Source organism: Corynebacterium durum, assembly GCF_030408675.1.
Taxonomy (GTDB): Bacteria; Actinomycetota; Actinomycetes; order Mycobacteriales; family Mycobacteriaceae; genus Corynebacterium; species Corynebacterium durum.
The window spans coordinates 2,037,757-2,057,774 of the sequence record NZ_CP047200.1 but is presented as its reverse complement, the minus strand read 5'-3'; the positions used below and the strand labels follow the sequence as shown (position 1 = coordinate 2,057,774).

Annotated in this window: 15 protein-coding genes; 10 read left to right on the top strand and 5 right to left on the bottom strand. The window is 56.3% G+C overall.

What is annotated here, in order from left to right:
• Window positions 1-67 precede the first annotated feature (67 nt).
• The 3 genes from CDUR_RS09565 to CDUR_RS09555 are packed head-to-tail and all read left to right on the top strand — an operon-like array spanning window position 68 to window position 7,790.
• Window positions 68-1,945 carry a site-specific DNA-methyltransferase gene (locus tag CDUR_RS09565; protein ID WP_179418030.1) on the top strand — a complete coding sequence of 626 codons (1,878 nt, stop codon included), beginning with the start codon at window positions 68-70 and terminating at the stop codon, window positions 1,943-1,945.
• A 16-nt stretch (window positions 1,946-1,961) separates the two neighbouring features.
• Window positions 1,962-4,928: a restriction endonuclease gene (locus CDUR_RS09560; protein ID WP_179418029.1), complete on the top strand. Its 2,967-nt coding sequence runs from the start codon at window positions 1,962-1,964 to the stop codon at window positions 4,926-4,928.
• A gap of 3 nt (window positions 4,929-4,931) precedes the next feature.
• Window positions 4,932-7,790, top strand: a complete 2,859-nt coding sequence (locus CDUR_RS09555) for an SNF2-related protein (RefSeq protein WP_290207389.1) — start codon at window positions 4,932-4,934, stop codon at window positions 7,788-7,790.
• 61 nt (window positions 7,791-7,851) lie between these two features.
• On the opposite strand, the gene CDUR_RS09550 is transcribed toward CDUR_RS09555, so the two are convergent.
• Window positions 7,852-9,903: a TPM domain-containing protein gene (locus CDUR_RS09550; RefSeq protein ID WP_179418028.1), complete on the bottom strand. Its 2,052-nt coding sequence runs from the start codon at window positions 9,901-9,903 to the stop codon at window positions 7,852-7,854.
• Between the two features lie 26 nt (window positions 9,904-9,929).
• On the opposite strand from CDUR_RS09550, the gene CDUR_RS09545 reads away from it, so the two are divergent.
• From CDUR_RS09545 to CDUR_RS09520, 6 genes are all read left to right on the top strand, one after another.
• Window positions 9,930-10,580 carry a YdcF family protein gene (locus CDUR_RS09545; protein WP_179418027.1) on the top strand — a complete coding sequence of 217 codons (651 nt, stop codon included), beginning with the start codon at window positions 9,930-9,932 and terminating at the stop codon, window positions 10,578-10,580.
• Window positions 10,581-11,822 (top strand): deoxyguanosinetriphosphate triphosphohydrolase, encoded by a 1,242-nt coding sequence (locus CDUR_RS09540; RefSeq protein ID WP_179418026.1) that lies wholly within the window; start codon window positions 10,581-10,583, stop codon window positions 11,820-11,822.
• A gap of 407 nt (window positions 11,823-12,229) precedes the next feature.
• Complete coding sequence (locus tag CDUR_RS09535) at window positions 12,230-13,525, top strand: MFS transporter (RefSeq protein WP_179418025.1); 1,296 nt, start codon at window positions 12,230-12,232, stop codon at window positions 13,523-13,525.
• Between the two features lie 9 nt (window positions 13,526-13,534).
• Window positions 13,535-13,894 (top strand): ArsR/SmtB family transcription factor, encoded by a 360-nt coding sequence (locus tag CDUR_RS09530; RefSeq protein ID WP_179418024.1) that lies wholly within the window; start codon window positions 13,535-13,537, stop codon window positions 13,892-13,894.
• A gap of 6 nt (window positions 13,895-13,900) precedes the next feature.
• Window positions 13,901-14,344, top strand: coding sequence for a MarR family winged helix-turn-helix transcriptional regulator (locus CDUR_RS09525; RefSeq protein WP_179418023.1), 444 nt, complete (start codon window positions 13,901-13,903; stop codon window positions 14,342-14,344).
• A 523-nt stretch (window positions 14,345-14,867) separates the two neighbouring features.
• Window positions 14,868-15,515 carry a nitroreductase gene (locus CDUR_RS09520; protein ID WP_179418022.1) on the top strand — a complete coding sequence of 216 codons (648 nt, stop codon included), beginning with the start codon at window positions 14,868-14,870 and terminating at the stop codon, window positions 15,513-15,515.
• Here the strand turns inward: CDUR_RS09520 and CDUR_RS09515 are convergent, their stop codons facing one another.
• A complete protein-coding gene (locus tag CDUR_RS09515; protein WP_233452932.1) occupies window positions 15,516-16,064 on the bottom strand; it encodes a guanyl-specific ribonuclease in 549 nt (182 codons plus the stop codon).
• A 38-nt stretch (window positions 16,065-16,102) separates the two neighbouring features.
• Between CDUR_RS09515 and dnaG the strand changes: the two genes are divergently transcribed.
• The gene (dnaG, locus tag CDUR_RS09510; RefSeq protein WP_179418020.1) at window positions 16,103-18,028 is read left to right on the top strand and encodes a DNA primase; all 1,926 of its coding nucleotides are present in this window, start codon (window positions 16,103-16,105) and stop codon (window positions 18,026-18,028) included.
• A gap of 26 nt (window positions 18,029-18,054) precedes the next feature.
• Here the strand turns inward: dnaG and CDUR_RS09505 are convergent, their stop codons facing one another.
• From CDUR_RS09505 to CDUR_RS09495, 3 genes are all read right to left on the bottom strand, one after another.
• Window positions 18,055-18,297 (bottom strand): hypothetical protein, encoded by a 243-nt coding sequence (locus CDUR_RS09505; RefSeq protein WP_179418019.1) that lies wholly within the window; start codon window positions 18,295-18,297, stop codon window positions 18,055-18,057.
• An 86-nt stretch (window positions 18,298-18,383) separates the two neighbouring features.
• Window positions 18,384-18,830 (bottom strand): putative immunity protein, encoded by a 447-nt coding sequence (locus CDUR_RS09500; RefSeq protein ID WP_179418018.1) that lies wholly within the window; start codon window positions 18,828-18,830, stop codon window positions 18,384-18,386.
• Window positions 18,831-19,250: 420 nt separating this feature from the next.
• A complete protein-coding gene (locus CDUR_RS09495) occupies window positions 19,251-19,820 on the bottom strand; it encodes a dihydrofolate reductase family protein (RefSeq protein ID WP_179418017.1) in 570 nt (189 codons plus the stop codon).
• Between the last annotated feature and the right edge of the window lie 198 nt (window positions 19,821-20,018).

Sequence of the window (20,018 nt, the reverse complement as noted above, 5' to 3'; positions counted from 1 at the left end):
ACTGACAATTCTCCACGCCTAGAAAACGTTCCAATCCTAGCCAGTAATCCAAACAGAATTGAAGATAATGAGTGATCAAATGAACGAAGTGCCCGCTACCTCACCTAACTTCCAGAGTGAAGTTGCGCAGAAGCTTGCCTCACTTTTTCCTGAAGTGATTGCCGATGGCAAAATTGACGTTGCTGCTCTGCAAACGCTCCTCGGTGAAGACGCTGCGGGGGGTGAGCGTTTTGGCTTGTTCTGGCCAGGTAAATCGCAAGCGATCACGGCAGCCCAGACTCCTACCACCGCAACACTCGCGCCTGACCATGAAAACTCCGTGGACTGGGAGAACACGCAGAACGTGGTCATTGAGGGGGACAATTTGGAAGTCCTGAAGATCCTTCAGAAGCATTACTACGGCAAGATCAAGATGATTTATATTGATCCGCCGTATAACACAGGCAATGACTTCGTCTACGAAGACGACTATGCTGACCCGATTGGCACCTATTTGGACATCACTGGCCAGCGTGACGGCGATGGCAAACTCTCCACCAACACCGAGTCGGTAGGCCGCTTCCACTCGAACTGGCTTAACATGATGTATCCGCGGCTTAAGTTGGCGAGGAATTTACTGCGGGAGGATGGGGTTATTGCTGTCAGTATCGATGATGATGAGTTGCCTCGACTACTCATGATGATGGAAGAAGTTTTTTCGTCCGATATGTTCTATGCAAACATTTGTTGGCAGAAGAAATATGCTCCAGCCAATGATGCGAAACGCTTCTCAGACATGCATGATTTTATTATTTTATTCAGCCGGTCAGACGCATTTGTGCGTGGTTTATTTCCGCGCACGGCTGAGAATAATAAGCCTTACAAGCATAATGATGGAGATGGTCGAGGGCCCTACCGTACGGATAATCTCTCAGTGCGCACATATAACGCTGCAAATGACTTCCCGATAACTAACCCCAATACGGGTGAAATTTATAACCCGCCAACTGGACGATGTTGGGCGTTCTCTGAAGAAACTCTCCGACGCTATATCGATGAAAAACGTATCTACTGGGGTAAGAATGGTACTGGAGCACCGCAATTAAAGAGATACTTAAGCGAAGTGCAGCAGGGGACTGTTCCCAGTACCTGGTGGACGCATGAGTTTGCCGGTCATAATGATGAAGCTCGAAAAGAGATTCGAGCATTGTTCCATACAACAGCGATTTTTGAGACACCTAAGCCGACACGTCTGATCAAACGATTATTGCAAGTGCTGACTTCCCCCAATAATGACAATCTTGTCCTCGACTTCTTCGCTGGCTCCGGCACCACCGCCGACGCTATCATGCAGCTTAATTCTGAAGACGGCGGCAATCGGCGCTGTATATCTGTTCAATTGCCGGAGCCAACTCCGGCAGGGTCTGTGGCGCGCGAGCAGGGATTTGAAACAATCGCGGATATTTCCCGTGAGCGCATTCGACGTGCTGGAACCAAGATTCTTCAGGAAGAAGCAACGAAGCTGGATGGATGCTCAAAGGCTTTGGATGTGGGTTTCCGTGCCTACAAGCTGGTGGATACGAATTTCACCAAGTGGCGTGCTGACTCTTCTTTGGACGCAGATGAACTTTCTGATTTGTTTACGCAGATGCACGAGTCGGCCGACGACCATGCTCGCCCAGAGGCCTTGCTAACTGAGATTCTGCTGAAACTTGGTTTTTCCCTCACGGAACAGGTCACGGGCGTGGACGTGGCTGGCTTACATGTCTTCAATGTTTTGGACGGCTTAGTTATGGCTTACCTCGATGAACACACTAAGCCCACACTCGAGCAGCTGCGAGCGCTTGTCGTTCTCGAACCTGAACGCCTTGTCATCCTAGAAGATGCCTTCCAGGGCGACGACGAGCTAAAGACAAACCTAGTACAAGAATGTCGTACTCACGGCGTGGACTTGTGGACCGCGTAAGGGGGTATAGGTTTCGATGCGTTTTCAGTTTGATCCCCACCAGCCCTATCAGACGTCAGCGATTGAAGCAGTCACTGATCTCTTCGATAGCCAGCCAGTGGATGCGGATCAGTTAGTGACTTCGTTCAGGCTGCTTCCTGCTCAGCCGTCTTTGATCGATCAGTATGAATTTTCCGGTCAACGCGAGTTTGACATTGCGACCGAAATCGGCGCTGTAGGAAATAATCTGGTGTTGGATGAGGACACGATCTTGTCTAATCTCCGCCGTGTCCAAGACCGCAATGGTCTGGAGGTCACGGACGAGTTGGTTGATGGGCTGCAGTTCGACATTGAAATGGAAACTGGTACCGGCAAAACCTACGTCTACCTGCGTACTGCATTCGAGTTGGTAAAGCGTTACCGGTTCACCAAGTTTATTATCTTGGTGCCGTCAGTTGCGATCCGTGAAGGTGTAAAAACCTCTATCAACTTGATGCGCGAGCACTTCCGACACTTGTACCCAGAAATCAACATGGATGCCACAGTGTATTCGGGTGAGCGGGCTGAAGAGGTGCGTGACTTTGCCGTTGCCACGAGCTTGCAATTCTTGGTGATGACGATTGATTCCCTGCGTGGGGATAAGAACACGCGCATCATGCACCAGAGTCGAGATAAGCTTGCAGGCTTACGTCCACTGGACTATCTTCGTGCAACGCGTCCGATTGTCATCATGGATGAGCCTCAGAACATGGAGTCTCTGCTTGCACAATCAGCGGTTGCAGACTTGGACCCGTTGTGTACGTTGCGTTACTCAGCGACTCACCGCACCACTCGTAATGTGGTGTATCGCCTCGACCCTTTGGATGCTCACAACTTAGGTCTAGTTAAAACCATCGTGGTTTCTGACGCTCAGGAACTTGGTAGCGCCGCTAAGCCGTATGTGAAACTGTTGGAGGTGCGCAGGGAACCATCTTTTAGTGCGAAATTGGAGTTGGTATGCCGAAAGAAGGACGGCTCCTATGCCAAGCGCAAGGTGAAGGTCTCACAAGGGGACGATCTGGAGCGCGTCTCAGGCGGAAACCCTGCCTATGAAGGCAACTGGCGCATTAATGAAATCAGTGTGCAACCTGAGCAGATCGAACTCTCAAACTACGGGATCTTGCGTGTTGGTGAAGAGATCGGCTCCAACCAGGATGCTGTCTTCAGGGAGATGATTCGGGAGACAATCCGCGAGCATATCCGCAAAGAACTTCAAGTTCATGCCTGCGGCATTAAAGTTCTTTCTCTTTTCTTTATCGACAAGGTTGCTTCTTACCTGGGTACTGGATTGAATAATTTTGATGCAAATGGGGATTTTGTCGCCTGGTTTGATGAGCTCTACCGGGAGGAGTTGGCGAAGTTCCCTGATGCTGAGCGATTCTTGTCTCGTGACCCGCTTCAAGTGCGGTCTGGTTATTTTGCTCAGATGAAGGTCAAAGGTAAGGGGGCACCGATGAAGTTTAAGGATTCGTCGGGTAAGACGAAGGCTGATGACGACGCCTACGAGTTGATCATGCGGGATAAAGCCAGGCTGTTGAGCATGGATGAGCCGGTTCGGTTCATCTTTTCCCATTCTGCTCTGCGTGAGGGGTGGGATAACCCAAACGTGTTCCAGATCTGCACGTTGCGTGACATGACCTCAGTCACTGAACGCCGCCAAACGATCGGACGTGGTCTGCGCCTGCCCGTCAACCAAGATGGTGAGCGGGTCTCAGACCGTGGGCTTGCACAACTGACGGTGGTGGCCAACGAATCATATCAAGCGTTTGCTGCTGCACTGCAAGATGAGTACAAGCAGGCGGGTGTGGCGATTGGGTTCGTGCGCCATACTGAGTTTGCCCACCTGCCTATCATGGAAGACGGTCAGGAATCTAGGCTGGGTTCGCGGCGTTCAGGTGAGATCTGGGAGTGCTTGCGTGAGCGTGGCTATATCAACGATTCCGGTGAAGTCATGGGCACCTGGGTTCCTGAGCAACTTGGTTTCACCGTTGGTTTACCTGTTCAGTATGCAGGCTATGAGGATGACATAATTAAGATTGTTGATAGCTGCAAGATTGAGGCCGTGGTCAAACCTAAACGCAAGCGCGTAGCCCGTACCTTCAACAAGCAGGTGTATGCCACACCTGAGTTTGAAGCGTTCTGGGAAAAGATAACCCAGCGCACTACCTACCGGGTTTGCTTTGACCGTGATGTTCTAGTAGCGAATTGTGTGAACCGTATCCAGCATGCACCGCGCGTCGATCCGATCCGAATCCAGCTCACACGTACCGGCGTGGAGATCACCCGTGGTGGCGCGAAAGGCTCTGTCCTGGGAACCCGTGACCACCAGCTCACTGATTCTTACCCGTTGCCGGATATCGTCAACCAACTCCAAGAAGCAACATCCCTGACTCGCAAGACGATCATCGACATCCTGCTAGGCAGTGGGAAACTATCGGAGTTTTTGGGCAACCCGAACGACTTCATCAAAATGGTCTCCTCCTGTATTGAGACTGAACTCGCCCAAGTTCTCATTGACGGAATCCAGTACGAAGCTATCGGAGGCTCCATCTATGAGTTGCGCGAGTTGCAGGCTGATGGCTTGGAAGAAAAAGACAGATTCATCGATCAGCTCTACAAGGTCACGCACACGGAGAAAACCGACTTCGACTACCTCGTGTTGGACTCCGCAGTGGAGCGGCAGTTCGCTCAGTACCTGGATGGGCGGGAAGATATCAAACTGTTTATGAAACTGCCCGACAAGTTCCGTATCCCCACCCCGGTGGGTGACTACAACCCGGATTGGGCGATCATCAAGATCGAAGACGGAACCGAACACCTCTACCTGATCCGTGAAACCAAGAGCAGCCTAGATTCGAACAAACGCCGCCCAAGTGAAAACGCGAAAATCGAAGCTGCAATCAAGCATTTTCAAGCCATTGGTGTGGACTACAAAGTCAGCGCGCCCGAACAGTGGGGTATCTAAAACGTGGAGGTGAATGCTGGTTTGCTCAGCGATTATCAGGCCAAGTTCTACGCTCATGAACTTGAACGTTCCTACGCTTCCGACCACGTTGGCCGCCTAGCTGGGTTGTTATTTGATGCGCAGGTGGAACCCAAGCCTCACCAGGTTGACGCCGCTTTATTTGCTTTACAGACCCCGTTTACTTCCGGGGTGATTTTGGCTGACGAGGTAGGCCTTGGGAAAACTATTGAGGCCGGCATTGTGATCAGTCAGTATTGGGCTGAACGCAAACGCCGTATTTTAATCATCGCACCGTCGTCTTTGCGCCAGCAGTGGAGGCAGGAACTCAACGAGAAATTCGCTCTTCCCGCGTCTTTGCTCGAACGTGGGAGTCTTGATGAACTCACCAGCTCGGGTGCACACGAGCAAATCCTCATCTGTTCTTATGAGTTTGCCAATTCTCAACACCTTAATCTCACGCGCCCATGGGATTTGGTGGTGTGTGATGAGGCACACCGGCTGCGCTCCTACTGGACAGGGCAGGCGAAAATTGCCGCAAACATTGCAAGAATCTGTCGTGTTGCTACAAAAACCGTTATGCTCACAGCCACTCCGTTGCAAAACCGCCTTGAGGAACTTTTCGGACTTGTGAGTGTGTTTGCCCCCGACTATTTCCGCTCCCTGGAGACATTCAAAGAACGCTACATCAACAACCCCGAGGGGGTGGGCAATGATGACCTGGCAGCTAGGGTTGCGCGGATTGCGAAGCGAACACTGCGTAAAGATGCAAATAAGTACATTCGCTTTACCACTCGAATGCCACTGACCATTGCCTTCACACCCAGTGAGGATGAGGTCCAGCTCTATGAGTTCATCAATTCCTACTTGCAGCGGCCGTTTCTGTGGGCGTTCGCAAAGTCTCAACGTCATCTGTCTGCCCTCATTCTTCGTAAACGTCTTGGTTCGTCTTCTTATGCGGTGGCTTCCACGTTAGAGAGCATTGCGAACCGTCTAGAGGCCGAGACCCGCAGTGGTAAACGCCGTAACGACGCAGGTGCGTTCATTGCAGATCGCGATTTGACCAGTGAGGAGCGCGAGGAAGCTGACAACACACTCGCTTCGACGGAGGTTGTAGAGGGTGGTGAGCGCGCTGAGATGCTGGCTGAGGTGCAGGAACTTCGTGACTATGCTGCGCTGGCGCGCTCAATCACCGTCAATCAGAAAGCCGTCAAGCTTGTTGATGCTCTTGAGCAAGGCTTTGCGAAACTGCGCGAGATAGGCGCACCTGAGAAGGCGATTATTTTCACCGACTCGACTGTCACCCAGAACTACCTCGCCCAATCCCTGTGTGACGCGGGTTGGGGTGAGGGGCTGGTGCTATTCAACGGCACCAATGACTCTGCTGAAGCCAACGCGATCTATCGGGAATGGCTGGAGGAAAACAAAGGTGGCGACATCGTCACCGGTATCCCTGCAGCTGACCGGCGCAAAGCTTTAGTTGATGAGTTCCGTCAGCGTGGGCGACTCATGATTGCCACCGAAGCGGCCGCAGAAGGCATCAACCTTCAGTTCTGTTCCATGCTGGTCAACTACGATCTGCCGTGGAATCCTCAACGCGTGGAGCAGCGCATAGGGCGTGTCCATCGGTTTGGGCAGAAGCACAATGTCGTCGTCGTGAATTTTTCCAACAAAGGCAACCTGGCTGAAGAGCGCATCCTACAGCTTCTCACTGAGAAATTCCAGTTGTTTACTTCTGTTTTTGGATCCTCTGATGAGGTTCTGGGACAGATCGAAGACGGTCTGGATTTTGAAAAGAACATTGCCGCGATCCTGGATCGATGTACTACCGCCGAGCAGATTGATGCCGCGTTTACCGAGCTTGAGGCGCGCTATGCGGCGCAGATTACGCGTGAGATGAAAGGAACCCGGAAGAAGGTCTTCGACAACCTAGACCCGAAGGTCCGCGACAAACTCAAGTCCTATGACGCCCAAACTGGCGTGGTTCTCAACGCCTTCGAGCGGCTTCTCATTGCCCTCACGCGCTACGAGCTAGCCGACTTAGCTACCTTCAACGACACCGCTACACAGTTCACGCTCACTCAGCCTCCCATACCGGGCATCGCCATTGGGGAGTATTTTTTCAAGGCTGAACCACGCAAAGGTGCCCACCAGTACCGGTATGCCAGCGACTTGTGCCAATGGGTGATCAGCTCTGCGAAAATGCACAAGACGCCCCCAGCTCGACTCACATTCCAGATCAAGGACTCAGTGCGTGCCACTGCCGTCTCGAAGCGACTACGCAAGAAGAGTGGTCGGCTCACTGTTCACGAAGCCACGTTTACCATGCAAGCTGGTAACCAGAACCTACGTGAGACCTACTTGTTGCTTGCGGGTTTCTTTGAAGACGGCACGCCCATGGATCACGAGCAGATCCGTGACCTTTTTGACCTCACTTGTATTGACGTGGTGCCAGAAGCTGTGAGTACCGACGGTTTCAGCGAAGCGATTGATGCTCTACGAAGTCACATTGCCATAGATGTGCAAGATCGTAACGCTACCTTCTACCTGCAACAAGAAGCCCTCATTGAGGCTGCGCGTCTCGACCTTAAAGCTACGTTTGATGCGAAGATTCGAGACTTCCACGCCAAAGAATCCACCGCTACCAAGGCTGCACGCAAAGCCTCCAGTACCGCCGAACAACTCAAACTCACCCGCGAAGCACGCCAGTGGAAACGCCGAGCTGAGGAGGCCGACGACGAGTACCGCCGCGAGCGCGACAAACTCCGCGATGAATCAGACACCTACCTCGACAATGCCGCACAAGCCCTCGAAGCAGAACAATCTACCAATGAACTATTCACTATCAACTGGGAAGTTCGCTAATAGTGAGGTCGTCTAACCTGCATGTTGGTGAGAAAACCTCTTGATTGTTTTAGCTCACCCCCTAAAACTTCCCACCAGTAAACCCACCTCCGCTGCCACCGCTTCCACCAAAGCCGCCGCCGCCACCAAAGCCGCCGCCGCCACCAAAACCGCCACCCCCACCGAAGCCTCCGCCAAACCCGCCCCCAAATCCGCCGAATCCCCCTCCGAACCCGCCGCCGTAGCCACGGTGGCCGCCGTTCAGAATCTCATTAACCACCATGCCCGCAATAAACGACCCAGTCCCACCGGAGCCGGAACCATTACCGCGTTGGCGATTCTGGTAGTCGCGGATGTCGTTTTCCGCGTAGTTCAGGGCGTTTTGCGCAGCCTGGGAGGCTGCCTGAGCATCAGCCACAGCAGCACCAGTATCACGCGTGCGCTGATTCTGCGCGGAAGCGAAGCGTCGTTGTGCCTCGGCAAGCTGGGTGCGCGCCGCCGATCCAATAACCCGCCCGCGCGTGGAAATCAGGTCCTCAGCAGCGGTAATACGGGATTGCGCTGCGGCCATGGCATTGTCCAGGATCTGCAAACGTCGCTCCTGGTCAGCGGAGGATTCACGCACCTTATCCAACTCTACGTCCAGCACGGCATCCGCATCGGCAAGAGCGGTGTAGGCTCCAAGCGGATCGTCCCCACCTTTATCCCGCGCCGTCGATAATGCGGCCTGGGCTGCGGTAACGGCATCGTCGAGTGATGCCCAGTCGGCCTGGGTGCCGTGTTCCTGCCCGCGCGCTCGCAACGACCCAGCCTCTGCAATTTCCTGCTCCACCTCCGTGACCAGCGCGGACAGGTTGGACTGCGCCATGCGGATGTTTTCTTCCGCGTGTTCGATGCCCGCCAGCAGTTTGTCGGCTTCGTGGGTGGATTTTTCGGCAGCTTGGAGGGCTTCAACAAGTCCGCCTTGCTGGCCCGCAGGCTGGGCGGTGAGTGCGCGTGCGTCGTTCAGCGCGGTGTCGGCGTGTTCCAAATGCTCCGAAGCCAACTGGGTGTTGTCGGCGATGCTGGTGAGCATGCTCGCCGGGTGCTCGCCCCGCAGACGATCCAAGGTTTGTTCGGCCTGGGGGAGTCGTCCGCGCAGGTCAACCATGGTCTGGGTGAGCTTGGCCAGGTTGCTGTCGGCGTTGATCAGCACGTCGCGGAGTGTAGCAAAGTTCTCAGCCTCGGCATCCAGAGCGTCGTCGGCCTGCCCGCAGCTGGACACAATGTCCACCAACATGGCGCGCCGCTCCTCCTCGGATTCGGGGATGGTGTCGTCGAGTTGTGCGCGGATGCCGAAGGCGCGTTGCAGGGTAGTGGTGGAGTGGTTGAGTGCGCGCACGAAGCTGCGGGTGCGTTCCGCTCCGAATTCGGCGGTGGCCAGGTCGAGTTCGGCGCGGGCCTTGCGTATCGACTCATCCGTGGACACCAGCTCCTCCTGCGAGAGCTTTTCCAGCACGTCAATCGGCAGCGCCGTCAAACTACCAGTATCTTTCGGGTTGATGGCCCGCGCATCAGCTGTCATTGAGGCGGTTTGCCTGGTGCGCTTGCGCCGGGAATACGCTGCTAGCCCAGCACCGGTTGCCACTACGGCAGCAGCCCCGCCGCCGAGCCACGCGGCATTAGAGCCAGATGACGTACTCGACGCGTCCACCAGCGCCATTGCCGACCCGTAGTAGTCCGATTCCACGAGCTTGTTGTAGGCGGCTTTCTTCATGTCGTCGGCATCGCTGTCCCAGTCCGCGCCGTAAGCCAAGCCGTAGTCCCGACTCTTCACCGCCACGCCGTACACCAGCACGTTGCGGCCGTCGTTGCGCTGTTTCGCCTGCTTGGCCCATTCCTCGCCAGACAGACCCCCGAAATCCTCGGTGAACACCACATAGATTTTGCGCTGTTCTTTCCGCTGCACGTCCTGGATTGCCTCGACTAGCTTGCCCTTCTCCGCTTCGCTCAGCACTCCGGCGTTGTCGGTCACCACGTCCGTGTAGGTGGCGGGGGCCTGCGCGACCGCCACCGGTTCAGCGATCCACGGCCCAGCGGCAAGCGGCGCGCACGCGATGAGGGCACTGACAGCGACAAGACGAAGTCGGTTCATAACTGCCACATTATATCGTTGTTAGCATGAAGATTCTCCTGCTCGTGGTGCTCAGCTACCCCGCGCGCGTCCTCGGCTACTCCGCCCGCCGTGTCCGCAACGATCCCTCGCTTATCGACGCCCTGCTCATCCTCGGCACGGCACAATACAACGGCGTCCCGTCGCGGCAATTTGCGGCGCGCCTCGACCATGCGGCAGAAATCTGGCAACCAGGGCAGAGAGTATTCACCTGCGGCGGGAAACTCCCTGGTGATGCGTTTACTGAGGCGGCCGTCGGGAAGCGCTACCTGATAGAACGCGGCGTGCGGGAGGACGCCATCGTTGCGGTGGAGGAGGGCTCGGACAGCTGGGCGTCGATAAGCGCGGTGGCCCAACACAACTCGGGGCGGGTGCTGGTGATTACCGACCCCAACCACAGCCTCCGCGCCACCAGCATCGCCCGTCGCCTGGGCCTGGACGCGCGGCCCTCGCCGACCCCTTACGCGCCGACCCGTAAAATAGGCAAGCGATGGCTATGGACAGTCCTGCACGAATGCTCCGGCCTGGTCGTCCTTGACCTCAGACTCATCAATGTGCGGTGGGCTGAATGGGCGGAAAACCAACTCCGAACCATCGCCGAAACCCTCCGGCCCTCCCGAAAAGCCCGCCACGACGCGCTCCGCAGAAAGGACACGTAAATGCGCCACTACACGGACAAAGACGTGGAGCGACGCTACCCCGAACCACTCAAACAAAGCCAATACGACAACCCCGACGGCCGGGGAGCCTTCAACCGCGACCGCGCCCGCGTCCTCCACTCCGCCGCTTTACGACGCCTCGCCGACAAAACCCAGGTCGTAGGTCCCCGCGACGGCGACACCCCCCGAACACGACTCACGCACTCCCTCGAAGTCGCCCAAATTGCGCGTGGCATTGGCAGCGGCATCGGGGTTGACCCCGACCTCGCCGAACTCGCGGCACTCAGCCACGACATCGGGCACCCGCCCTACGGGCACAACGGGGAAGTAGCCCTGAACATGCTTGCCGACCAATGCGGCGGCTTCGAAGGCAACGCCCAAACCCTGCGAATACTCAGCCGCCTCGAACCCAAAATCATCTCCGACGAGGACGAATCCTTCGGGCTCAACCTCACCCGTGCCGCGCTCCGAGCAGCCAGCAAATACCCCTGGCCGAAAGTTGGTTCCGATGGGGTGGAGCGCACGAAATACGGGGCTTATGTTGAAGACCAGCACATACTTGATTGGATACTGGATGGTTCTTCGATGCCTGCGGGTGTCAGCGTGGAAGCCCAGGTCATGGATGCCTCCGACGACATTGCGTACTCCGTCCACGACGTCGAAGACGGCATACTTTCTGGGCGCGTCAGCCTCAGTGTGCTGTGGGATCTTGTCGAACTCGCCGCGCTCGCCGAAAAAGGGCAACGCGCCTTCGGCGGTTCTGCCGACCTGCTCGTCGAAGCCGCAGGACGACTCCGCCAACTTCCCGTTGTTGCGGCCGCCGCCGACTACGACGGCAGTTTCCGTTCACTCGCCGCGCTGAAAACCATGACGTCCGAGCTTGTTGGACGCTACGTCGGCGGAACCATCGCAGCGACCAAAGCCGCCGGTGGAGGTGGTTTGGTTGTTCCGGCTGAGGCTGCCGCCGAGGTGCAACTGCTCAAGACAATTGCCGTTCTCTACGTCATGGACAACCCGCTCCATCAAAAACGCCAAGACCGGCAACGCGACCGCATTTACCGAGTCTACGACTACCTCACGCTTGGCGCGCCGGGTTCGCTCGACCCCATGTTTAGCGACTGGTACATCTCCGCCGACACCGATGCTCAGCGCCAGCGCGTGATCATCGACCAAATCGCCTCCATGACGGAATCCCGCCTCGAACGGCTCGCCCGCGACTGCGGCGACCTGCTGCTGGGGTGAGCGGGGAAGACTGCTGCTGGGGTTGCGTGAAATATGCTTATCTTCAAGCCGCAAAACGGGGTGTTTTTGGGCTTGGGCGTAAGCACATTTTGCAGGGCGGGCATTGAACAACGTTAGTGCAAAGATTTGCATAGAAAAAGGTCTACTGCCAGGTACGGAAACGCCCTGTTTTCGTGCCTCGCGGTGGACCTAGATGACAATCGTGAAGTGTGCTTATCTCCAAGCCGCAAAACACCCCGTTGTCGTGCTTGAGTATAAGCACACTTCGCAGGGTGTGTTGCAATTATCGCGAAACCCCAGCACGTAGTATGCACCCCTGCCATGCGCCCGCCCCTTGTGTGACATTGAAGGTAAGCCTACAATCATCACATAAGTGCACACTTACGCACATAAGCAATATAAACCGCATGAAACGCACGGGCCGCGAAACCGAGGCGCAGATGACCACGCACACGCCACAATCACACACACCAAGTACCCAGACGCACACCTCGCAAGAAACAAAAACTACCCTTCTCACCCCGCTGAAAAACTCCATCTACAGGCGCCTTTTCACCGCCCACGTGTTGGCGTTGACGGCAACGGGCCTATTAAACGTTGGCCTTGGGCTTCTCGCCTTCGATATAGCGGGCGACCGCGCGGGCGCGGTGGTGTCGATGGCGCTCACGATCAAGATTCTGATTTATGTGTGTGCGGGCCCGTGGTTGTCGGCATTTTTTGCTCGCTTCCCGGTGAAGGCTGTGCTGGTGGGCAGCGACATCATTCGCATAGCGGTGGGGTGTAGTTTGCCGTTTATCACCTCGGAGGCGCAGGTGTACGTGGCGGTGGCGGTTCTGCAGATGGCTGCCGCGACGTTTACTCCCACGTTCCAGGCGCTGATTCCGCGCATCATTAATAACCAAAACGAGTACACCTCGGCCTTGTCTTTGTCGCGCATTGCTTATGATCTTGAGCAGATTTTGAGTCCCGTGTTGGCCGCGATGCTGTTGTCGTTTGCGTCCCGTGGCCAGGTATTTGCCGTTGCGGCGGTGGGCTTCGTGGGGTCGGCGACGATGGTTGCAGGCTCGGGGAGTCTGGGCGTCGATAAGCGGGAAAGTGTGTCGCGACGTGTGCGGGAAGGCATGGTGACGATGCTGCGCCTCCCAGAGCTGCGTGGGGTGCTGGCGTTGAATCTTGCGCTGGCTGCGCCGACGGCGCTGGTGCTGGTGAACACGGTGGTGCTGGTGCGCGGGCAGCTGGGGCGTTCCGAATCTGATGTGGCGGTGCTGCTCGGTGCGTGCGGGGCTGGGTCGATTGTGATGGCGCTGCTTATTCCGCACCTGCGTTTGCATGTGACGCTGTTCGGCGGCGCGGGCGGCGCCGTTGCGGGTTTGCTGGGGCTTTTCCTGCTTATCGACGCCGCGCCCACCTGGCCCGTGTTCATCTCACTGTGGTTTGTGCTGGGGATGTCGATGTCTGCACTCGCGACCCCGATGGGACAGGTGATTCGCCGCAACGTGGCTGACGAGGAACTTGGATCAGTGTTCGCCGCGCAGTTTTCCCTCTCGCACGCGTGCTACATGCTCACATATCCGCTGGCAGGATGGTGTGGTGCGGCGCTTGGGTTGGGGTGGACGTCGTTGCTGCTGGCGCTGATCGCTGGGTTCGCCCTGATCGCGGCGGCGAATGTGTGGCCGTCGGTGCATGTAGATAAGGATGTATAGTTTTACATTATGAGCGCCCAGCCCCAGTCCACCGAACCATCGTTCGTCCATGATATTGATGCGGAATCTGGGATTTTCGACTCCGCCACTGGCACGCTGAAACTTCTTGCAGAGCCAACGCGCCTGCACATTCTGTGGCTGCTGTCGGAACGGGAACGCAACGTCACTGAACTGGTGGAGGTCACTGGTGTGGCGCGCACCGTGGTCAGCCAGCATTTGGCCAAGCTGCGGCTCGGTGGCCTGGTGCAGACGCGCCGGGTGGGGCGTAGCGTCATCTACCGCGTTGACGACGGCCACCTCACCCGATTGGTGTTCGAATCACTGAACCACGCCGACCATCAAATGACCGGCGAGCCGGCGCACGAGTAGTCGGTGATGGAGAAGAAATGGGCCGAGGTGTCGGTATTCGCCTCGCTTATCGACGCCCGCCTGGGCAAATGGCTCACCACGCACCACGGCGTGGGCCTGACTGAATACTGGGCGCTGATGTACCTGGCGGAATCCCCGACGCGCGAACTGCGAGTCAACGACCTCGCTGCGAAAGTCGGACTCAATCAAAGCTCTGTGACCAGGCTTTTGGGGAGGTTGGAGGCAAAAGGACTGTCCCTGCGGGACACCTGCCCCCACGACGGCCGGGGCGTCTTCGCCGTGATCACCGATAAGGGACAGGAATTGCTTGATTTCGCTAGTGAGGCGTTCGGGGCAGAGGTAGAGAGGCTTTTGAGTGAGGTGTCTGAGTCTGAGTCTGGGGAATGTCCAGGGTTGGATGGCGCACATATTCGGGAGGCGTTTATGCAGGTGGGGAAGAGGATTGTGTAGTTTGTATACGCTCCGGTCCGAAAAGGGGTGTTTTCGGGCTTGACGGTATACAAACTTTGCAGGGGTGGGCAGTTTGATAGAGCGCGGCTGGGTGTTGACTCCTTGTGGTCTATCAAACTGCCGCTTTTTCTTGGTTAAACGTGCAGTTTGGTAGAGCGCGGCGTTTGTGGCAGCCTTGAACAGCGTTAGTGCAAACGTTTGCGCAGAAGTAGGTCTACCGCTGGGTTCGAAAATGGGGTGTTTGTGTACCTGGGGATGGACCTATATGGCAGGGGTAAAAGTTTGCTTATCTTCAGGTCGCAAAACGGGGTGTTTTTGAGCTTGAGCATAAGCACATTTTGCAGGACGGCCCATAGGCGCACCGTTTGTTGCTTCAGTGGTGCGCTTTGTCGTGTGCGGTTCTGGCTTGTTGTGATTATCGCCAGAGTGGTGTGGCTGAAGCTGGTGGATTGAGGCGAGGTGCGCGCATGTGCGTATCTAGCTACAATATGTATGTACATACAATAACCGCAGGAAGGAAACCATGGACTTCGATGAGGTAATCGCAAAGCGCCGCTCAGCCAGGGATTTCACGACTGAACCTATCAGCAAAGATGTGCTCATGGATATTGTGCGACAGGCACAGCGCACGCCGTCGTGGGCAAACTCGCAACCGTGGAAGGTATACATCGCAACCGGAGAGACGCTGGCTGCCATCAAGCGTCAACATGCGGAACTGTCTAGCAATGAGGAGCCTGGAGCATCGGAACTTCCGGTGCGCAGCCGCTCGGAATGGGGAACAGGCCCGCAACATAATATGGCCGCGCTCATGCAAGACATTCAGAGCTATATGGGCGATGATCTGCCCGATTTCGCGTTGGCGCAGCGGCGTCTCTTCAATGCCGCCGCCCTGGTGTACCTGACCATCCCGAATCAGATTATTCCCTGGTCGCTGTATGATCTTGGCGCGTTTTCGCAGTCGTTGTTATTCAGCGCGGCAAACAAGGGGATTGGGTCAATTCCAGCGTATGAAATTGTCAAGTATCCGCAGGTGGTGCGGCCAATCATGGGAGTTCCTGATGAAGAAGCGCTGGTAGCGGGCATCGCCCTCGGATACCCAAGCCAGGACCGCATTAACAACTACATAAGTGGTCGCGCCGCAATTGATCAGATTCTGGTGATAAAGGAATAGTCACTTTTCCGCATCGGGGATTTCGCAGAAGCTTTCGTAGTGGTCGTCGGTGTAGTACCACACGTCCGGGTCGGTGTCGCTGCCGCCGCCCACCACAATGCGACGCGCGCCTCGGTGGCCGACGCCCGGGGTTTCCACCGTGTATTCGCGGTAGAAGTTGCTGTTCTTGCGGGGGAGTATGCGCTGGTAGTTGCCAAAATGACTGCCGTCTTCGTCGGGGTGATCGAAGGGGCCGCCCGCGAGGATATCGTGGGCTACCTCGTCGGCTTCGGTGGGCAGGGAATTAAGTGGGCAACTCGGAAGGCCGGCGCTCCCAGAACCCCCACTCCCAGAACCGCCAGACTTCCCAGAACCAGAACCCCCCGAAGCGCGGGAGCTGGAAGGGGACGCTGATGTGGAGGACGTCGATAAGCGCGCGGCGTTCGAGGCTGCGGACGTGGAGGAAGCGGTGGAGTCCCCGGAATCGTTGGAAACGTTGATCCCGGTCCACACAGCGATGGCGGCGCAGAGGAGGCCGATCACCTGCGCGGCCAGCGTTTTTTTCTTCATGTGGAACATCTTTTCATGCGAGCACTAAGGTAGGGAACATGGCCAAAGGACGCATCCCCGAAAGCGATATTGCTGCGATTCGCGAACGCACCCCGATCGAAGACATCGTGGGTGAGTATGTGCAGCTCAAGCCCGCTGGCGTGGATTCGTTGAAGGGGCTGTCCCCGTTTAAGGACGAGAAGACACCATCATTTCATGTGCGGCCCAACCGTGGCTACTTTCACTGCTTCTCCTCCGGGGAGGGCGGCGATGTGTTCAGTTTTTTGATGAAAATGGAGCATATTTCCTTCCCAGAGGCGGTGGAGATTTGCGCCGAGAAGATTGGCTACCGCATTAACTATGAAGGTGGGGGACCGGGCCGCAGGGAGGAACCCGGAACCAGGAAGCGGCTGGTTGCCGCGAATAAGGCCGCCCACGAGTTTTTCCGTGCGCAGCTGGAAACCCCGGGGGCTGAGGCTGCGCGGAACTTCCTCACCGAGCGTGGTTTTTCGGCCGATCATGCACACCAGTTCGGTTGCGGTTATGCGCCCGAGGGGTGGGACACTCTGACCAAACACCTGCTGCGTAAGGGATTCAGCTACGAGGAACTTAATGCGGCGGGGTTGGCAAAAATGGGTCGTCGCGGGCCCATCGACCAGTTTCATCGGCGTCTGCTGTGGCCCATCAAAAATCTCGCGGGTGATGTGATTGGGTTCGGCGCGCGAAAGCTTTTCGATGACGACAACATGGGCAAATACATGAACACGCCCGATACGCTGCTGTATAAAAAGTCGAAAGTGCTGTTCGGGCTGGACCGCGCCAAAAAGGACATCGCCGCTGGTCATCAGGCTGTGGTGGTGGAGGGGTACACCGACGTCATGGCCATGCATGCCGCCGGGGTGACCACCGCTGTCGCCGCCTGTGGAACCGCCTTCGGTGAGGAGCACCTGCAACTTCTGCGCAGGCTCATGCTCGACGACAACTACTTCCGCGGCGAACTCATCTACACCTTCGACGGTGACGAGGCTGGTCAGAAAGCCGCCATGCGCGCCTTTGACGGCGATCAGCAGTTCACCGGCCAGTCCTACGTGTCCGTCGCCCCCGCAGGCATGGACCCCTGCGACCTGCGTCTTGCGCATGGCGATGCCGCCGTCCGCGACCTCGTCGCTCGACGCGTGCCCATGTTCGAATTTGTTGTTCGCGCCATGATCGCCGACTTCCCCCTCGACTCCGTGGAGGGTCGCCTCCAGGCGCTGCGCCGCGCCGTGCCCATCGTCGCTGACATCCACGACCAGACCCTCCGCAACGAGTACGCCCGCCAGCTCGCCGGATGGATTGGGTGGGCCGACCCCGCCGAGGTCCTCGCCCAGGTTCGCACCGCTTCTCGACGCCCGCGTACGCAACAGCAACCACGTCGTGCCCGGCGTTTCGATAGTGCTGCTAGCGCGGGTGGCGGTATGGGCGCTGGCGGTACTGGCGTGAATCCTGATGCGACTCTTGTGCTGCCCGACCGCCGTAATCCTCGGCTCTGGCCCGAGCGCGAAAGCCTGAAAATCGCGCTACAGTACCCCGACATCGCGGGCTCCTACTTTGACGGACTCGCCGATGATTGCTTCACGCATCCCGCCTACAACGCCGTGCGTGTCGCCATCGCCGCCGCTGGAGGGTGCGACAACGCCAACGAAGGTGTCGACTGGATTAGCAGCGTGGCCGGTGAACTACCCGACCTTGTGGGGCGCTCCCTGGTCTCCGAACTAGCCGTGGAAGACATTCACTGCGAACTTGAGGATCTCCCGCGTTACGCCGACAGTGTGCTCTCTCGGCTTCAGGAAGTCCGTGTGGGCAACCACATCGCCCAGCTCAAAGGTCAACTCCAGCGCATGCGGCCCTCCGACGACGAAGCCACCTACAACTCCCTGTTTGCCGACCTCGTGGCATTGGAAGCCGCGCGCCGGGAGCTTCTTGACCGGGCGTTTAAGGGGTAAGTGCTGTATGAGGAGGATGTGACGGGCTAGTCCTCATCCGGTTCCAGCACCGTTGAACCGTCCCCACGGTTCAAATTCTTTACTTCCTTCATGCGTGGCTGCGGATCCAACTTATTGGCAATCGCCTTGCGAGTAGCCTGTAACGCTGCCTGGGAAGCTTTCGAGTGCACCGCCAAGTTGTAGCCCTTCTTGATCTGCTCAAAACGCCTCCGGCCTGCCTTCGTGCCCAGCACATAACCAGCGGCAGCACCTACAACAAATTGGATCATGGGACTTCTTTCGCTTCCTAACGCGTAACCTAGCACCCGCTACTTTACCGAAATGCACGGCACTGTGCGGGGCGTCGATAAGCGGTTTAAGTGCGGTAGACGTAGTCCTGCAGGTGAGAGGGAAGCTGTTCGCGCTGCCAGGCCAACTCCTCCGACGGATCGGCCAATGCCTGGCGCGTGTACCGCGCAAGATTGCGGGCGTGACCACCCATGTGCGCAATGGCAATCGCCTGACCGCAAGCCCGTGCAACAGCTTTAGCCTGGGCGTTTGTGCAATCGCGTGCTGCGGCGTGGCAACCGAACGCGAGGGTGCGCATCTGACCAACCGAAAACGTGTTGTCTTGGAACTTTTCGACGGCGGCAAGAGCTTCATCAAGGCGTTGGTCAGCAGGACGGTGCTGGTGAAAGATCGGAAGCAGGCGTGCGACGCAGCGTGCGGCCCAGCCGATTAGCTCCTTGCGGTGTTCTTCAGACAGGGTGAGGTCGGTGGGATCGGGATTTGAGGTCGCTGGTACGTCTGGTGTGGGGGTCATGAGCAGGTTTTATCTTTGAACGCTTTAGTGTGTTTGAAAGTCTGCGGCAACTATCTAGCGGCAATTATCTAGCGATGTTAAATATACCGCGTTGTGAAGTGAAAAGTAGAGGTAGCGGAGTGATCGGATTGACGTGTGGGGACATTCTGCTACGGAGATAAATGCTCCTGTGGCGATTTTTGAAAATGGTAAATGCGCATGCAGTACCAGTGACTTTCGCGAGAGTTTCTCCCCTTAAAATCAAACGATGTTGATTCTGCTAATCTTTACATTAATACTAGCGAAATTGAAGATCCAGCTAGTATAGTTAAGCGGCTCAAAGATAACGACGCATAGCGTCTTTTATGGCCGACATTGATGTGTGTAAAGTTGCTGCAAAATCGGCGACGCTCTGAACCTGCGTCGCAGATTTTGGGCAAACTAGTTCTGTCGAGAGTATTCGGCAATGACTACGCCGGATGAAAAAGTGCGGAGTTCTGTCAAAGCGAATTGTGTTGGCATATAGTCTGCACCTGCGAACAGGGGGATACCTGCTGCAAAAACAACCGGATTGATTTTAAGAATCAATCGATCAATAAGTGGAAGAAGGGAGCTGGCCAACAATCCTCCACCCGCCAACCAGATGTCTTTACCGGGTTGATCCTTTAAATCTTTAACTGTGGTGACTGGGTCGTGGGTTAGCTCCAGATCAGCTGGTAGATCATGTGATTTATGTGACACAACAATCTGACGAAGATGCTGATAAGGGCTCGTAATGCCAACGTCAAGCGCAGGCGTGTAGGTGTTCCATCCCATGATGACGGTGTCAAAGAGGGTATTGGAGGGTGATGTCCCTATCTGGGCATGTACGTGAGTTGGAATTGCGTCACCAAACTCGGTGAGGATGACGTTCATGTGGTCGCCTTCGCTCAGGAAGTCTGCCCAATCACCCTGTGGACTGGCGATTTTCCCATCGAGGCTTGTGGCTACGTAGTACGTTAAATTGCGCATTATGTATCTCCATGTTCATACAGTTAGAGGAAAGAAACAAAATTTATCCTACTAATGAAGGCAGATTCATGCTACCGGCTGACGCTCTTTATGTTGTTAGTTTTGCCACGTAGAACGATAAAGCGTCAACGAAATTATCTTACTTGTATTAAGTGATTTTGGTAATCTTTGTTTATGTGCTCATTCACAAGCTCTAGG

Bases quoted from the DNA above. Each gene is read 5' to 3' on its own strand.
- CDUR_RS09525 (WP_179418023.1), top strand. From the start codon at position 13,901: ATGGAGAAGAAATGGGCCGAGGTGTCGGTATTCGCCTCGCTTATCGAC.
- CDUR_RS09560 (WP_179418029.1), top strand. From the start codon at position 1,962: ATGCGTTTTCAGTTTGATCCCCACCAGCCCTATCAGACGTCAGCGATT.
- CDUR_RS09550 (WP_179418028.1), bottom strand. From the start codon at position 9,903: ATGAACCGACTTCGTCTTGTCGCTGTCAGTGCCCTCATCGCGTGCGCG.
- CDUR_RS09515 (WP_233452932.1), bottom strand. From the start codon at position 16,064: ATGAAGAAAAAAACGCTGGCCGCGCAGGTGATCGGCCTCCTCTGCGCC.
- dnaG (WP_179418020.1), top strand. From the start codon at position 16,103: ATGGCCAAAGGACGCATCCCCGAAAGCGATATTGCTGCGATTCGCGAA.
- CDUR_RS09505 (WP_179418019.1), bottom strand. From the start codon at position 18,297: ATGATCCAATTTGTTGTAGGTGCTGCCGCTGGTTATGTGCTGGGCACG.
- CDUR_RS09540 (WP_179418026.1), top strand. From the start codon at position 10,581: ATGCGCCACTACACGGACAAAGACGTGGAGCGACGCTACCCCGAACCA.
- CDUR_RS09520 (WP_179418022.1), top strand. From the start codon at position 14,868: ATGGACTTCGATGAGGTAATCGCAAAGCGCCGCTCAGCCAGGGATTTC.
- CDUR_RS09535 (WP_179418025.1), top strand. From the start codon at position 12,230: ATGAAACGCACGGGCCGCGAAACCGAGGCGCAGATGACCACGCACACG.
- CDUR_RS09500 (WP_179418018.1), bottom strand. From the start codon at position 18,830: ATGACCCCCACACCAGACGTACCAGCGACCTCAAATCCCGATCCCACC.
- CDUR_RS09495 (WP_179418017.1), bottom strand. From the start codon at position 19,820: ATGCGCAATTTAACGTACTACGTAGCCACAAGCCTCGATGGGAAAATC.
- CDUR_RS09530 (WP_179418024.1), top strand. From the start codon at position 13,535: ATGAGCGCCCAGCCCCAGTCCACCGAACCATCGTTCGTCCATGATATT.
- CDUR_RS09565 (WP_179418030.1), top strand. From the start codon at position 68: ATGAGTGATCAAATGAACGAAGTGCCCGCTACCTCACCTAACTTCCAG.
- CDUR_RS09545 (WP_179418027.1), top strand. From the start codon at position 9,930: ATGAAGATTCTCCTGCTCGTGGTGCTCAGCTACCCCGCGCGCGTCCTC.